A 14,642-nucleotide genomic window follows, 5' to 3' on the forward strand; every position below is an offset into this window, starting at 1 on the left:
CGGCGCTGGCCCCAGGTAGCTGCTAAGGAAGTGCTAGTGCTCAGCGGCCCACTGGTCATGTTCGTCCAGATGCTGGCGTTCGCTGGCCTCTGGTTGGGTCCCCGAATCGGCCAGCTGTTGCATGCGCCCCATCAGGTCCACGGCAACCGTCCAGGTTTCCAAGGTGGAGGGTGGATTGACGCCAGCGGCCCTGGCGATCTTGTTGCGCCATTTGTTGCTAAAGCCCAAAACCTGGTCACCGCCGATATCCCGGTCCCAGAGCCAGCGGGCCAGTTGCCTGGCCTTAAGCATCCTGTTGGCCTCGGCGTGGGCGCCATGGCGGAAGGGATCGACCGCGGTGCTCGCCGCGGCCGGGGCGGAATCGACCGATGTCTCTTCGGCCACCACGGGCTCGAGAACTTCGGGCTCGAGAACGTCGGGCTCGATGTCCGGCAGGCCCACCGCCACGATTTCCGGACTGGTGTCGATGGAGTGAACCGCTGACCTGATGATCCCGTTCAGTCGTTCCAGGATCTCTGCCGGGATATTCTCCGACTGCTCCTCAAGTGTGTGCCGGAGGGCCGCGACCATTTGCTCGTATACCTCAACCTTGTGCTGCGGCCACATCGTCCCAGCTGCTCCCGTTCTTTTGCATCCGAACACCGTCTCAGGTTCCGCAGCCCCAAGGCGCGGAGCCGAAGGACAACACTATCCGGTTGCCCAATGCCGTGGCCACCGCATGCCGTCCCCACGCTAACCAGCCAAGCCCCGTTGGCAAGAATGCCGGCCCACGGCCTCGTCCATGTCATTGCCCGGACTTCCGCATCCGCAGGGTGCCACCATCAGCCGAACCGATGGATGACCACGGGACACCTCCCTGGCCCGGGCCTCGCAAATTCCCGAAAACGGCTTCGCGCCTTGTTGTGTCGCACAGCCAAAATGGGCGCAGGGCACAGGCTACAGTGGGTGTCATGGCCCACATCATCACCATTGACTCGATCACACCAACCGTCGACCCCACCGCTTTTGTGGCACCGACGGCCACGCTTTCCGGGGACGTCTCCATGGCCGCAAACACCAGCGCCTTTTACGGCGTCTCGGCCCGCGGGGACTCGGACACCATTACCGTCAAGGAAGGCACCAATCTCCAGGACAACGTGGTCCTGCACGCGGATACCGGTTTTCCCTGCACCATCGGCGAGCGCGTCTCGGTGGGCCATTCGGCCGTGGTCCACGGCGCCACCGTGGGCAACGACTGCCTCATCGGCATGAGCGCGACCATCATGAACGGTGCCGTCATCGGGGAGAACTCCCTGGTGGCCGCAGGCGCGCTGGTGCTCGAGGGAACGCAGGTTCCCCCGCGCTCGCTGGTTGCCGGGGTCCCGGCCAAGGTCCGCCGCGAACTGAGCGACGAGGAGGTGGAAAACCTGAAGGAAAACGCCGCCCACTACCTGGTGCTGGCGGCAAAGCACCGTGAGGCCAACGCCTCACGCTAGGTCCACACCCGCCCACGAAATAGGGAGCACACAAGCGATGGTCAGTTATATCCAGGCACCACCCACCGCACACCCAGGAGCCCCCTCGCCCCTCAAGGCCACGGGCCGCACACTGAACTGGGGCGTCGTTTCCACCGGACGCATCGTCGGAAGGGTCATTGCCGACCTGCAATCACTCGAGGACGCCAACGTAATGGCGGTGTCCTCCCGCAGCGAGAAACGCGCCCGCGCCTTCGCCGACGAACATGACATCGAATGGGCCTACGGCTCCCACGACGCCATGTTTGCCGAGCCGGAAATCGACGCCGTGTACATCGGCACCCCGCACGGGCAGCACTTTGAGATCGCCATGTCCGCGCTGAAATCCGGTAAACACGTGGTCTGCGAAAAGTCCCTGACCGTCAATGCGGACGAGGCCCGCGCCCTGGTCGCCGAGGCCCATGAGCGCGATCTTTTCCTCATGGAAGCCGTCTGGTCCCGCTTCACCCCGGCGTTTGGCCGTGCCCTGGACATCCTGGAATCCGGCGAGCTCGGGGAACCTTCCTGGGTCCAGGCGGACCTTGGTTTCCTGGCCCCCTACGACCCGACGTGGCGGCTCTACGATCCGGCTGCCGGCGGCGGCGCCCTGCTGGACATGGGCGTGTATCCCCTCACCTGGGCCATCGGCGCCTTCGGTTTCCCGACCTCGGTGCAGGCCAGCTGCGACCTCAACGAGGACGGCGTGGACATCCAGACCGCCATCACACTGGGCTACTCCGGCGTGCGCCATGCCCAGCTCATGGTGTCGCTGACCAGTTCCCCCACCAAGGAAGCGCGGATCGCCTGCACCAATGGCTGGCTGGGGACCAACGCTCCGCTGCACAACCCCACGAAGCTCTTCATCCACCCGGCCGACGGCCCGGCACGGACCGAGGTCTTCGAGCCCGTGGGCGAGAACTTCACGTTTGAATTCCGCGAGGCGACCAGGTGCATCCAGCAGGGGCTCAACGAATCCCCCACCATGCCCTGGGAACACTCGATCAACACCATGGCCATCTTCGACGGGATCCGCCACCAATTGGGAATCCGCTACCCGAACGATCTCGTCGCGAGGTAGACCGGTCAGTAGGGCCATAACAAGGGTTTCGTGGTGCCGGAGGATCCTCCGGCACCACGTAACCCTTTCTTCATGCTCGAAAGATCCAGGTGGGCGAAGCGATCGCCTGCAGGCTGTCCGCCCCCTCCGGATCCCACGCAGCCATCGGTTCCGATCAGTTTCGCCCGGTACTCGGGCAGGCGGCATGCTGCGGCGAACCGTCTCCTACGCTGGTTCCCAGACGGCCAGGACCTGGCGCAGCCGCGGATCGTTATCCGGACGCATATCCACCAGTGCTGCCTGCCGGATGCTGACTTGGTCCCCGGGAAACAGTCGTGTGGCGGCATGGGTGACGTGCGGGCGGTAATTCGAGCGGCTGTGCTGGGCGCCGGGCAGGTGGACCTGCGGTCCCAGCGCTTCCAGCGCGTCAATATGGAGCCGATGCAGCGCCGGCTCCGGTTCCACCAGGGAGACCGGCACGGACGCGTTGCGGCCGAACTGGGCATCCGGGCCGATGCGCACGCCAAAGCCCAGCAGCGCCGGCAGCACACCGTCGAACCTGGAGCGTACGACGTCGGCGGTTTCCCGGGTGTCGAAGCGCACCAAGGTGATGTGCAGCGGCCAGCCGGACCGGGGGAAGACCAGACCGGCCTGCACGGGTACGACAAAGGCAACGAGGACATATGCGCCCATGGTTCAGGATAGGCACACGGTCCCGGATTCCGCAGGGCCTCGAGTTGCCGGTGACGATGCCGAAAGGATCCCTAGGCCCGACGATTACCGTCCGGCCTAGGGATCCTTGTGTGACTACGGGATACCGGTTACTTGGCTGCAAGCTGCGATTCTGCGTCAAAGGCGGCGTTCTTGGCGCTGCTGCGGCGCCAGTAAGCCGCGATGAAGGCTCCGGAGAGGTTGTGCCAGACCGAGAACACGGCGCCTGGCAACGCGGCTTCGGGGGTGAAGTAGGTCTTGGCCAGACCCGAGGCCAGACCCGAGTTCTGCATGCCGACCTCGATGGCCATCGTGCGGCGGCTGGCAATGGGTTGCTTGAAGAGCTTTGCGGTTCCATAGCCCAAGGCAATGCCACCGGCGTTGTGCAGGATGACTGCCAGCAGGATCAACAGGCCGGCACTGAAGATGGCGGCTGCACTGCCGGCAACCACGATGAGCACCACACCGGTGATGGCGAGAACCGAGACCCAGGGAAGGGCAGGGAGCAGCTTGGCGACCAAGCGCGGCAGGATCACACGCAGCACCAGGCCCAGGACCACCGGGATGAGTACGATCTGCACGATCGACTTGGCCATTGATCCGGCGTCCACCGGCAGGTACTGGCCGGCCAGCCACAGCGTCAGCAACGGTGTGAAGATGGGGGCCAGCAGGGTGGAGATCGAGGTCATGGTCACCGAAAGCGCAACATCACCCTTGGCGAGGTACGTCACCACGTTGGAGGCGGTGCCGCCCGGCGCGCAGCCGACGAGGATCACGCCGGCGGCCAGTGCCGGAGGCAACTGAAGAAGCATCGCAATTCCCAGGCCCAGCAGCGGCATGATCACGTACTGGGCCACAACACCCAGGAACACCGGCAGCGGCTTGCGCACGACCATCGCAAAGTCGGGCAGCGTCAGGGTCAGGCCCATGCCGAACATGATGACCATCAGCAAGGGGTTGATGGCCTTCGAGAACCCACTGAAGGTTTCCGGGGTCAGCAGGGCAATCGCCCCGCCGGCCAGGACGAGCAGCGGAAAAAGCGTCACGGCAATCTTGGCACTGCGCTCTTCGGCGTCCAGTCCGGGCTTGGGTTGTACGTTTCGATCAGTTGACATGAAAAAATGGTCACAAATTGATCAAGCAATGTCCAATCGGATCACCAGTTCGTCCAACATCAACCATTCATCGCGGATAAACCACCGCTTATCGCATCTTCCGGGGTCCATGTGACTGGGCTCGGTCATGCAAGGGGGCACAACCACTAGCGGCAGGAGCGGACCGGCTGCCAGATGCCGGCCCGCTCCTTCCTCTCCGGCACTGCGGGAACTCCCATACCCGCCGTCCCGTTGGTTCCGGTTCCGGCGATCAAGCACGGTACCCGGTCATGCGGTGTTCCTTCGCGGCCCCCTCAGACCAGGTGCGGGAACACCGCAAGCTTTTTCTCAGGCGGCGGCGCGCTGCAGCGAGGCATCCCGCGCCGCGGCCAGCCCCAGCTGAAGGTCCGCGATGAGGTCCTCCACCTGCTCGATGCCCACCGAAAGCCGGACCAGGTTCCGCGGCACCGCCAGCGGGGTGCCGATCACCGAGGCGTGGGTCATTTCCGCGGAGTAGCAAACCAGCGACTCGACCCCGCCCAGGGACACGGAGAGCGCAAAGAGCTTGGTCGATTCGGCAAACGCCCGAGCGGCCGGCTCCCCTCCGGCAAGTTGCATCGAGACGATCCCGCCAAAGCCGTTGGACTGTGCCATGGCCAGTTCGTGGCCGGGATGGGTTTCCAGGCCCGGATAGAGCACCGTCGAAATTTCCTCCCGACCCTGGAGCCAGTCGGCAATGGCGGCGGCGTTGGAACAGTGGCGCTCCATGCGCAGCCCCAGGGTCTTCAGCCCGCGGGCCGCCAGGAAGCAGTCCTGTGGCCCTGCCACCGCTCCCCCGGCAAATTGCTGGAAGCCCACGGCCTCGGCGAGCGCCTGGCCGCGGAATGCCCGGTCGGCCACGACCACTGCGCCGCCGAGCACATCCGAGTGCCCGCCGATGTACTTGGTGGTCGAATGCACCACGACGTCGGCCCCCAGGGTGAGCGGGCGCTGCAGGAACGGGGTGGCGAAAGTGTTGTCCACGACCAGCAGTGCCCCTGCAGCGTGCGCGATTCTGGCCCAACCCGCGACATCCGCGATGCCCAGCAACGGATTGGACGGGGTCTCCACCCAGAGCAGCGCGGTCGTCCCCGGTTGCACCGCGGCCTGGACCGCCGCGAGGTCGGTGATGTCCACGGGGGTGTTGGTGATCCCCCACTTGCCGTGCAGGCGGTTGATCAGCCGGTTGGTGCCGCCGTAGCCGTCGGAACCAAGGACGATGTGGTCCCCGGGCTCGAGCACCGCGCGCAGCAGCGCATCCTCGGCGGCGATGCCGGAGGCGAACGCAAATCCTGCGTGGCCCGTTTCCAGGACGGTGAGCTGGGTTTCAAATCCGCTGCGGGTCGGGTTGGAGCCGCGGGAGTATTCGTGCCCGTTGCGCAGCACGTTGATCCCGTCCTGGACAAAGGTGCTGGTCTGGTAGATCGGCGGGATGACCGCGCCCGTCAACGGGTCCGGTTCCTGGCCGGCGTGGATGGCCTGGGTGTTGAAGCCGTGGTTGGTGGTGGTGCCCATGGTGACTCGTCCCTTTCTCTAGGCGTTGATGGTTTCGCGCGGCGTTGCGGCCGGCGTGGTGGATGCGGCACCCAGGGGATCGAGGGCTCCGAGCAGGTCCGCCACCAGGTCGGCGGCATCCTCGAGCCCGACGGAGATGCGCAGCGTGCCGGCTTTGATCCCGGCGGTCGCCAATTGGGAGGCGTTGAGCCGGCAATGGGTCATGGCCGCCGGGTGAACCACCAGGGAGCGGGTGTCACCGATGTTCGCGGCCAGGGCGAAAAGGCGAAGCGAATCGACCAGCCGCGGCACTGCAGCGGGATCCTTGAGGTCGAAGGAGAACACGCAGCCGGTGCCCCGGGGGAAATCGCGGGCAGCCAGCGCGTGGTCGGGATGGGTGTGTTCCGATGGGTGGTGGACCGTGGCCACTGCCGGGTGCGCGGCCAGCGCCCGGGTCAGGGCCAGCACGTTGTCCTGGGCCTTGGCCACGCGCAGGGAAAGCGTCTCGATGCCGGTGAGGATCGCGGCGGCGGAGGCAGCAGGGAGTGTGGGTCCCAGATCGTGCAGGAACTTCGAGCGCAGCAGCATCAGGTAGGCCTTGGACCCGTAGCGGTCCAAGAGCGAGTCCCCGTAGTAGCGCGCCCGCGGCGCGGCAATCTGCGGCCAGCGCGTCGCATCCGAGAAATCGAAGGTGCCCGCGTCAATGACCAATCCCCCAAGAACCGATCCGTGACCCGCCAGCGCCTTGGTGGCTGAGTGCACCACCACGTCCGCCCCGAAATCGATGGGGCGGTAGGCGGCCGGGGTGGCCAGGGTGTTGTCCACGACCACCGGCACGCCCGCGGCGTGGGCCACCTCGGTGATGGCGCGCAGGTCCACCAGGGTGATCAGCGGGTTGGAGACGGACTCCAGCAGGAAGCCCCGGGTCTTTTCCGTGATGGCCGCGGCCCAGGCCGCGGGGTCGGCAGGGTCCACAAAGCTCACGCTCACGCCGAAGTCGGCGAAGGTGTCCGTGAGCAGGTCCACGGTGCCGCCGTAGAGCTTGTTGGAGGCCACCAGGTGGCCCGGGCCCTGCAGCAGCGCCAGCAGGGAGATCGCGACGGCAGACTGCCCGGTGGCGGTGGCAATGGCGCCGATCCCGCCCTCGAGGGCGGCTGCACGTTCCTCCAGCACCGCGACTGTCGGGTTGCCGGTGCGCGAATACGTGTAGCCCGGTTCCCTGAGCGCGAAGAGCTTGGCGGCAGTGGCGTAGTCGGGGAACTGGTAGGCGGCGGAGTTGTAGATCGGCACGGTCATGGGGCGGTGCGGGGCGGACGGGGCGTACCCGGAGTGGATTTCGGTGGTGGCGTTGCGCCAGGTGCTGGAGGCCATGATCGTGCCTTTCGGGCCGAAGGTAAGTCGAAGCGTGGTCGGTGAGGGAGGCACGGGGGCGGCACCCGTGATGGATGCCGCCCCCGCGCGGCGGTGCTAGACGGTGGCACCCAGGGTGGCGCGGGCGGCGACCGCGGCTTCCACCAGGTTGGCCAGCGAGGCCTCGGTTTCCGCATAGCCGCGGGTCTTCAGGCCGCAGTCGGGATTGATCCACAGCGCCTTGGCATCCAGGGAGGCCAGCGCGATGTCGATGAGCTCGGCGACCTCGGCGGTGGAGGGCACGCGCGGGGAGTGGATGTCGTACACGCCCGGGCCGATGCCGCGGGAGTAGCCGAACTCGGTCAAATCCGCTGTGACCTCCATGCGGGAGCGGGCTGCCTCGATCGAGGTGACGTCCGCATCCAGGGCGTCGATGGCCTCGATGATCTCGCCGAACTCCGAGTAGCACAGGTGCGTGTGGATCTGGGTGGCGTCGGTGGCCCCGGAGGTCGCCAGGCGGAAGGAGTCAACGCTCCAGCCCAGGTACTTGGCCTGGTCGGTGGCGCGCAGCGGCAACAGTTCGCGCAGCGCCGGCTCGTCGACCTGGATGATGCCGATGCCGGCGGCCTGCAGGTCCGCGATCTCATCGCGCAGCGCCAGAGCCACCTGGTTGGCGGAGGTGGCCAGCGGCTGGTCGTCGCGGATGAAGCTCCAGGCCAGGATGGTCACCGGACCGGTGAGCATGCCCTTGAGCGGCTTGTTGGTCAGCGAGGCGGCGTAGGAAATCCACGGGACGGTAAAGGCCGCCGGACGGGAGACATCCCCCCAGAGGATCGAGGGGCGGGTGGCGCGCGATCCGTAGGACTGCACCCAGCCGTTCTCGGTCTCGGTGAAGCCATCGAAGTTCTCGGCGAAGTACTGGACCATGTCGTTGCGCTCGGCCTCGCCGTGCACCAGCACGTCCAGGCCCAGGCGTTCCTGCAGCTGCACGACGCGCTCGATCTCGGCCTTGAGGAAGCCGTCGTAGGCGGCGTCGTCGATGGTGCCGGCCTTGTGCGCGGCGCGGGCGGTGCGGACCTCGGAAGTCTGCGGGAACGAGCCGATGGTGGTGGTCGGCAGGGGCGGCAGCTCCAAGGCTCTTTCCTGGGCGGCCTTGCGGGTCTCGGCGTCGGAACGGGAGAAGTCGGCTGTGGTGAGGTTGGCCAGGCGCTCGCGCACCGAGGCCACGGTGGTCCCGGCGAATCCGGCGCGGTGCGCGATGGCCGATTCGGCGGCGGAGAGCTGGGCGGCGATCGCGGATTCGCCCTCGGCCAGGCCCTTGGCCAGGGTGATGACCTCGGCGACCTTCTGGTTGGCGAAGGCAAGCCAAGTGGGCAGGTGGGCCGGCAGGTTCGCTTCCTGGGTCACATCGTGCGGGACATGTTGCAGCGAGGTGGCGGTGCCCACGGCCAGGGTGCCGCCGGCCGTTTCGACCTCGGCGCGCAGCGCGGCGAGCGTGCCCAGCGAGGCCGCCAGGTCGTTGCGCCAGATGTTGCGCGAGTCCACGATGCCCGCGACCAGGGTGGAGCCGGCCAGATCGCCCAGGAATTGGGCGGTGGGCAGGGCGCCGCGGACCAGGTCGGCGTGTACTGCATCGACACCGGCGCGGGCCAACAAGCCCTGCGTGGCGCCCGGGCGGGTGATGTCCCCGGCGGTGCCGTAGCCCAGGGTCACGAACAGTGCGGGACGCTCGGTGGCGGTGGCCAGCTTGGAGTAGACGGTCTCGGCGAGCGCGCCGGGGACGGCCAGGGCGGCGCCGCGGTCGGTGACCAGGGCCGGCTCGTCCAGCTGCGCCCACGGTGCGCCGGCGGCGGCCAGGGCGGCAAGGATCTCGCCGTAGGCGTTGACCACTTCGTCAATGCGCGAGAGCGGGTCGAAGCCGGCGGGAGCGCCGTCCTCTGCCTTGGCCAGCAGCAGGTAGCTGATCGGGCCGACCAGGGTGGGGCGGATGGTGTTGCCATTGGCCGCATGTGCCGCGAAGGACTCGAGAAGGACGGCGGCGTTGGCCTTGATCGGGGTGGCTTCGCCGATTTCCGGGACCAGGTAGTGGTAGTTGGTGTCGAACCACTTGGTCATTTCCAAAGGCGCACGGGATTCGTCGCCGCGGGCCAGCACGAAGGAGCCTGCGGTGTCGATGGCGCCGTGCTCGCCTGCCAGGTCCGCGAAGCGGGTGGGCAGGGCCGAGAGGGCGACGGTGGCGTCGAGCACCTGGTCGTAGTAGGCGAAGTCGCCGGGCAGCGAGGCGTCATCGGGCTTGAGCCCGAGACCGGTGAGCTTGGCCAGGTTGGCGTTCTGCAGTTGGCGGGCCGCGGCGTGCAGCGTCGCCTCGTCGGTGCGTGAGGCCCAGTGCGCTTCGAGGGCCTTCTTGAGCTCGCGGTTGGGTCCGATGCGCGGGTAGCCGATGATGGATGCTGCCGGGAAGGATGGCTTCGTCATGATGGTTCTCCTGTTGTTCTGGCGTGGTGGAAAGTGGTGGAAAGGTGGGTGGGTCTAGACGGCGGCGCGGGTGGCCCAGGTGTTGCTGGCCTGCGCGCGGGTCCGCGGCAATTCGAGCTGCTCGATGACATCGAGGGAGCCGCGATGGTCGTTGAAGGTGTAGAGGTGCACGCCCGGTGCCCCGTCGTCGAAGGCCCGGCGGGCCAGGGTGACGGCGGCGTCCACGCCGATGCGGTGGCGCTCGGAATCCGAGCCGGCGGTTTCCAGCGCGTGTGCCAGGATCGGGTCCGGGGCAATCCCGGCCATCGAGGCCAGCCGGTTCAGGCGCCTGACCGAGTTCAGCGGGATGACGCCGGGGATGATCGGGATGGTGACCCCGGCGCGGCGGGCCGATTCCACGAGGTTGGTGTACTCATTGGCACGGAAGTAGACCTGGGTGATGGCGTAGTTGGCCCCGGAGCGCTCCTTGGCCAGCAATACCTCCACGTCGTGTTCGAAGGACGGGGATTCGGGGTGCCGGATCGGGTAGGCGGCGACACCCACCCCCAGTCTTCCCCCGGCCAAGGCGGCCGAGTGGTCGGCCTCGACCTCGCGGATCAGCTCGATCAGGTAGCGGGCGAAGGGGAATTCGCCGCGCCAGTCCTCGGGGTCCGTCGGCAGGTCCCCGCGCAGCGCCAGCACCCCGCGGACCCCGAGGGAAACGAAGTGGCGGATCAGGTTCTGCAGGGATTCGCGGCTCTCCCCCACACAGGTCAGGTGGGCCAGCGGGCGCAGGCGGGTGTTCTGGATCAAGTGCTCGATCAGCTCAAGCGACGCGTTCCGCCGTGCCGGGGACCCCGAATAGGTCACCGACACGTAGTCGGGATCCGTCGTCTCCAGGGCCCGGATGCTGTTGAAGATTGCCTCGGCGGCGTCGCGGTTCGCCGGAGGGTACAACTCATAGGACAGTGACGGCGGTGCGGCTGTCGTTCCAATACTCATGCATGTCTCCTCGTCGATTCGAGGGAGGCATCAGGGATCGCCACAAAAGCCCCAGGGAACCGTAACGGATCTCCTGCGGCGATGATGAGTGAACGCTGAAGCGGCTCCATCGCTTCTGGCAGTAGCACCCTCGCCGATCGGAGTCCCCGCGAGGGGAATCCATCGGACGATGGTTGCTGCGGCGTCAACGAGCCAGATCTCTCAGCCGCTCTTGATGGTTGATGTATTCATCTTGGAACAGGTTCGAGGGCACGTGCAAGGAGCGTGCCGGCACAGCCGTCACGAAGGGCAAAATCACTTCATGTGTCCACACGGCGTCATTTTCGCTGGTCCGCCGCGGTCACATTGTTACGGCCGTCCGTTCGCGTTTTTCGTTTCATCCTCGGGGATTTCCGGCACCGGCATGACGTCGCGGGACTTCCGTGAAGCCAATGTGACGCGAAGGAGTGGCGTGCTCGCGACCGGTTTCCGGTGCCGGGATCCGAGGGTGGGGGAATGGTTTTCACCCGTGGTGCCACGGTCTTGACGGACTGCCGGGGCGGAGTTGCGACCCCACCGCGATGACCCTGTTCCCTTTTTCGTGAAGCCGCTCCCCCTGCGCAGGGGGTTACTCGCCGGACGAGGCAGTACTTTTGTGCCCCTCGCGGATCGGGGCATTGTTCCCCGGGTTGCCCTGGCGGCGGTTCCAGTTCAGGCCGGAGAGCGACACCGCCAGGACAGAGGTAAGCACCAGGGCGGCGGCGGGAGCGGCGACCGTCCACGGCGCCCTTTCAACGTAGTTGATTCCCTCGGCCAGGATGAGCCCCCACTCGGGGGTTGGCTGCCGGGGCCCCAGCCCCAGGAATCCCAGTGAGGCCAGGGCCAGCGCGATCCCGGGAATCCGCAGCATGGCGTGCCTGAACACCGGACCAAGGATCGCCGGCAGGACATACCTGAACAGGATCCGGGCCGGGCCAACGCCCAGCACCGGAAGGATCTTCACGAACGGCCGGGCCCGCGCTTCCTGTCCCAGGGCCGCCGCGTGCGCCGCCAGCGGTGCCCAGCCCACCAATGCGACCGCGATCGCGGCGCCGAGCAGCGACGGACCGGTGACCACCGCGACCATCAGGCCCACCAGGATCGGCGGGGCGGCGTTGGCGACCTCCACCGGACCGGTTGCCGCATGCGGAAACAGCCCGATGACCAGCCCCAGGACCAGGCAAACCAGCACCACCAGCAGGGAAGTCCCCAAGGTCGACAGCGCACCATGCCCCACCCTGGCCAATAGGTCGCGTCCGCTGGCATCGGCTCCGAAGGGCAGGGCCAGGCTCGGGGCAGCCAGCCTCGCGTGCTCGGACGCGAACGGGTCGCGCAACAGTCCGGCTACGACCAAAAGCACCAGCGCCAAGGCCACGGCCAGCGGCAGGAGCATCTCCCGCCGGAGGGGTAAACGCATGGTCTCCGGCGCCGGAACCGTACCGGAGCGAAGTGCCCTGCCCAGCAACAGCAGGCGCACCGCAGCGCAGGCCGAACCCACGATGACGGCCAGCACCAACAGCGCCAGCACCCCGGCTTGCAGGGCCGGAATGTCCTGGGCGCTGGCGGCGCCCAGGATGGCCCGGCCCAAACCGGGGATCGCGAAGACCTTTTCCACAGCCACTGCCCCGCCGGTCAACCCGATCAGGACCAGGCCGACTTGGCTGGTCACCGATGGCATGGCCCGGCGCAGCACGGCCGCGGTGAGCTGGCCGCGGCGCGCCCCGGAGAGCCGCCAGGTCGCCACCCACTTCTCCGCGAAGGCGGCGCTGATGGCTTCGGAGGCCAGGCGCCCGATCAGCCCGCCGGCGGGCAACCCGAGGGAAAGCGCCGGCAGCACCGCGTGGTGCAGCCCCTGCCAGCCGTAGGGCGGGAACCACCCCAGCAAGACGGCTCCGACAATCAGCAGCATGGCGGCCAACAGGAATTCCGGCAGCGCCGTGATTCCCGCCGCAACGGCCCCGGATCCGCTGCCCGGCTTTCCGGCCAGACCGCGCGCCACCGCAGGGACGCACAGCAGCACGGCCAGAACTGCCGCCACCGCACATCCCATCAGGGTCAACGAGACGCCCAGGGCGGAGACAGTCCCGGGACCCACCGGGGTGTTGGTGATCCACGAGGTTCCCAGGTCGCCGTGGGCCACCCCGCCGGCCCAGGCCAGGAAGATCGCCACCGGGCCGCGGTCCAGGCCGAGCTCGTCGCGGATCATCGCCAGGGTTTCCGGTGTCGCTTCCCGATCCGCATAGCGGGCACGCAGGATCGTGTATTCGGGCTTGCTGCCCGATAGCCACGGCAGCAGGCCGATCACGACCGTCACCGCGGCAAGGGCCAGCAGGCGGGAAAGTGCGTTGATTGCCGGGGCCGTGCGTGCCATCAGTCGGCGATTCCCGTGCGGTTGGTGATCAGCGCACGTTCGCGGGGGTCGCGCTCAACATCGCGGACCCTGGCCGATTCGCCCTGGATGACGCGTTCGTGCAAAAGCGGCACTGCCGCGTCCTTGGAAAGGATCAGCGCCTCGGCGGCGGCAATGGCGGCCCGGCGTTCCCCACCGGGTGCCACGGCCGCGGCCTTGGCCAGGGCCGCGTCGACCTCGGCATCGCAGAACTGCGAGATGTTGAACGATCCCTCGCAGGAGAAATCGCTGTACATGTAGGCCACTGGGTCCCCGGAATCCAGCACCGTGGCGCGGGAGAGGATGAAGGCGTCGAACTTCCCGTCCAGGGCGTCGGCCTCGATGTGCTGGTATTCGCGCACATCCTGCTCCACGACAAAACCGGCGGCCTCGAGCTGCTGTTCCAGCGCGACGGCAACCTCGGGTAGTTCCGCCCGGTCGGTGAAGGTGCCCAGCGTGATCTTGGTTCCCTTCACAACGGAGGGCGCTGCACGGTTCCCCAGCACCTCGGTGTAGTTTTCGTTCGCGCGTTCGGCTGCCGCCCAGGGCAGTGCGGGGCCCAGCAACCCCTCGGCGATGTCGGCACGGCCCTCGTAGACCCGTTCGACCACGGTGGCCCGCTCGATGGCTTCCCGCGCCGCGGCCCGCACGGCCGGATCGGCAAAGGGGCCGGTGTCGTTGTTCAGGTAGAGGGTGTTGGTCCTGGGCATGGGAACTTCGTGGACCAGCGCGGGATCGATCTGGGCGACCTGTCCCACGGGGATGGTTTCCACGATGTCGGCGTTTCCGGTGCGCAGGGCCGCTGCGCGGGCGGTGCCGTCCGGGACGAATTGGACGTCCACCCCGGCGGCGGCGGCAGGTTCGCCCCAATAGCCATCAAAGCGGTCCAGGGTTGCGGAGCTGGTTCCGTCGAAGGAGGAAAGCACATACGGACCGGTGCCGGCCCCGGTCGGGACGACGACTCCGCCGGACTTGTAGGCAGAGGCCGCCAGGATGGACAGCTGCGGGCTGGAAAGCCGTTGCGGCAGCAGCGGGTCGGCAACCTCGGTGGTGACCACGACGGTGTTGGCGCCCTCGGCCTTGATGCCCAGCTCGACGCCGTCGAGGATGCGGGGCTTGGGGCTGGCATTCGCCGCGGTTTCCAGCGAAGCGGCGACCTGTTTGGCGGTTAGTGCGGTTCCGTCGTGGAATTCCACGCCCTGGCGCAGTTCGAAGGTCCAGGTCCTCTCACCCGTTTGCTCCCATGCGGTGGCCAGTGCGGGCTGGGCCTCTCCCACCTCGTCGAGGACCACCAGGGTCTCTGCCGCCTGCCAGCGGGAGAGCTTGAAGGCGTCATCGCTCAGCGGGGTCAGTCCCGAACGCGGCGGTTGCATCATGGCCACTTTGATGCGGGTGTCGTCTGCGGCGGCGCCCGCGTCGCCCGCGGCGAAGCATCCGCTCAGGGCCAGTGCCAGGGTAGAGGCCAGCACTGCTGTCGCGGCTGCTTTTGGGCGTGGAAGAACCATCTCGGTCTTACCTGTCTTTCGTGGTTGGGTGGTGAC

11 protein-coding genes and 1 riboswitch are annotated in these 14,642 nt (G+C 67.4%); of the genes, 2 read left to right on the plus strand and 9 right to left on the minus strand.

What is annotated here, in order from left to right:
- Positions 1–33: 33 nt before the first annotated feature.
- Positions 34–570 (minus strand): hypothetical protein, encoded by a 537-nt coding sequence (locus Q2T94_RS03160; RefSeq protein WP_302262841.1) that lies wholly within the window; start codon positions 568–570, stop codon positions 34–36.
- Between the two features lie 380 nt (positions 571–950).
- On the opposite strand from Q2T94_RS03160, the gene Q2T94_RS03165 reads away from it, so the two are divergent.
- Both Q2T94_RS03165 and Q2T94_RS03170 read left to right on the plus strand, forming a co-directional pair.
- A complete protein-coding gene (locus Q2T94_RS03165) occupies positions 951–1,475 on the plus strand; it encodes a gamma carbonic anhydrase family protein (RefSeq protein WP_302262842.1) in 525 nt (174 codons plus the stop codon).
- 37 nt (positions 1,476–1,512) lie between these two features.
- Positions 1,513–2,571, plus strand: coding sequence for a Gfo/Idh/MocA family protein (locus Q2T94_RS03170; protein WP_302262843.1), 1,059 nt, complete (start codon positions 1,513–1,515; stop codon positions 2,569–2,571).
- 204 nt (positions 2,572–2,775) lie between these two features.
- Here the strand turns inward: Q2T94_RS03170 and Q2T94_RS03175 are convergent, their stop codons facing one another.
- The 8 genes from Q2T94_RS03175 to Q2T94_RS03210 form a co-directional block, all read right to left on the minus strand.
- On the minus strand, positions 2,776–3,243 hold the full coding sequence (locus Q2T94_RS03175; protein ID WP_302262844.1) for a 2'-5' RNA ligase family protein: 468 nt from the start codon (positions 3,241–3,243) through the stop codon (positions 2,776–2,778).
- 128 nt (positions 3,244–3,371) lie between these two features.
- Positions 3,372–4,376 (minus strand): bile acid:sodium symporter family protein, encoded by a 1,005-nt coding sequence (locus tag Q2T94_RS03180; protein WP_302262845.1) that lies wholly within the window; start codon positions 4,374–4,376, stop codon positions 3,372–3,374.
- A gap of 327 nt (positions 4,377–4,703) precedes the next feature.
- The gene (locus Q2T94_RS03185; protein WP_302262846.1) at positions 4,704–5,909 is read right to left on the minus strand and encodes a cystathionine gamma-synthase; all 1,206 of its coding nucleotides are present in this window, start codon (positions 5,907–5,909) and stop codon (positions 4,704–4,706) included.
- 18 nt (positions 5,910–5,927) lie between these two features.
- Positions 5,928–7,259, minus strand: coding sequence for an O-acetylhomoserine aminocarboxypropyltransferase/cysteine synthase family protein (locus tag Q2T94_RS03190; RefSeq protein ID WP_302262847.1), 1,332 nt, complete (start codon positions 7,257–7,259; stop codon positions 5,928–5,930).
- A gap of 96 nt (positions 7,260–7,355) precedes the next feature.
- Positions 7,356–9,713, minus strand: a complete 2,358-nt coding sequence (metE, locus tag Q2T94_RS03195; protein WP_302262848.1) for a 5-methyltetrahydropteroyltriglutamate--homocysteine S-methyltransferase — start codon at positions 9,711–9,713, stop codon at positions 7,356–7,358.
- Between the two features lie 54 nt (positions 9,714–9,767).
- Positions 9,768–10,694, minus strand: a complete 927-nt coding sequence (locus tag Q2T94_RS03200) for a methylenetetrahydrofolate reductase (protein ID WP_302262849.1) — start codon at positions 10,692–10,694, stop codon at positions 9,768–9,770.
- A 103-nt stretch (positions 10,695–10,797) separates the two neighbouring features.
- A riboswitch (SAM riboswitch) is annotated at positions 10,798–10,915 on the minus strand.
- Positions 10,916–11,301: 386 nt separating this feature from the next.
- Positions 11,302–13,083, minus strand: a complete 1,782-nt coding sequence (locus Q2T94_RS03205; RefSeq protein WP_302262850.1) for an ABC transporter permease subunit — start codon at positions 13,081–13,083, stop codon at positions 11,302–11,304.
- On the minus strand, positions 13,083–14,606 hold the full coding sequence (locus Q2T94_RS03210; protein ID WP_302262851.1) for an ABC transporter substrate-binding protein: 1,524 nt from the start codon (positions 14,604–14,606) through the stop codon (positions 13,083–13,085). Before Q2T94_RS03210 ends, Q2T94_RS03205 begins: the two co-directional genes overlap by 1 nt.
- Between the last annotated feature and the right edge of the window lie 36 nt (positions 14,607–14,642).

The sequence above is a fragment of the Paeniglutamicibacter sulfureus genome, from assembly GCF_030512175.1.
Classification (GTDB): Bacteria; Actinomycetota; Actinomycetes; order Actinomycetales; family Micrococcaceae; genus Paeniglutamicibacter; species Paeniglutamicibacter sulfureus.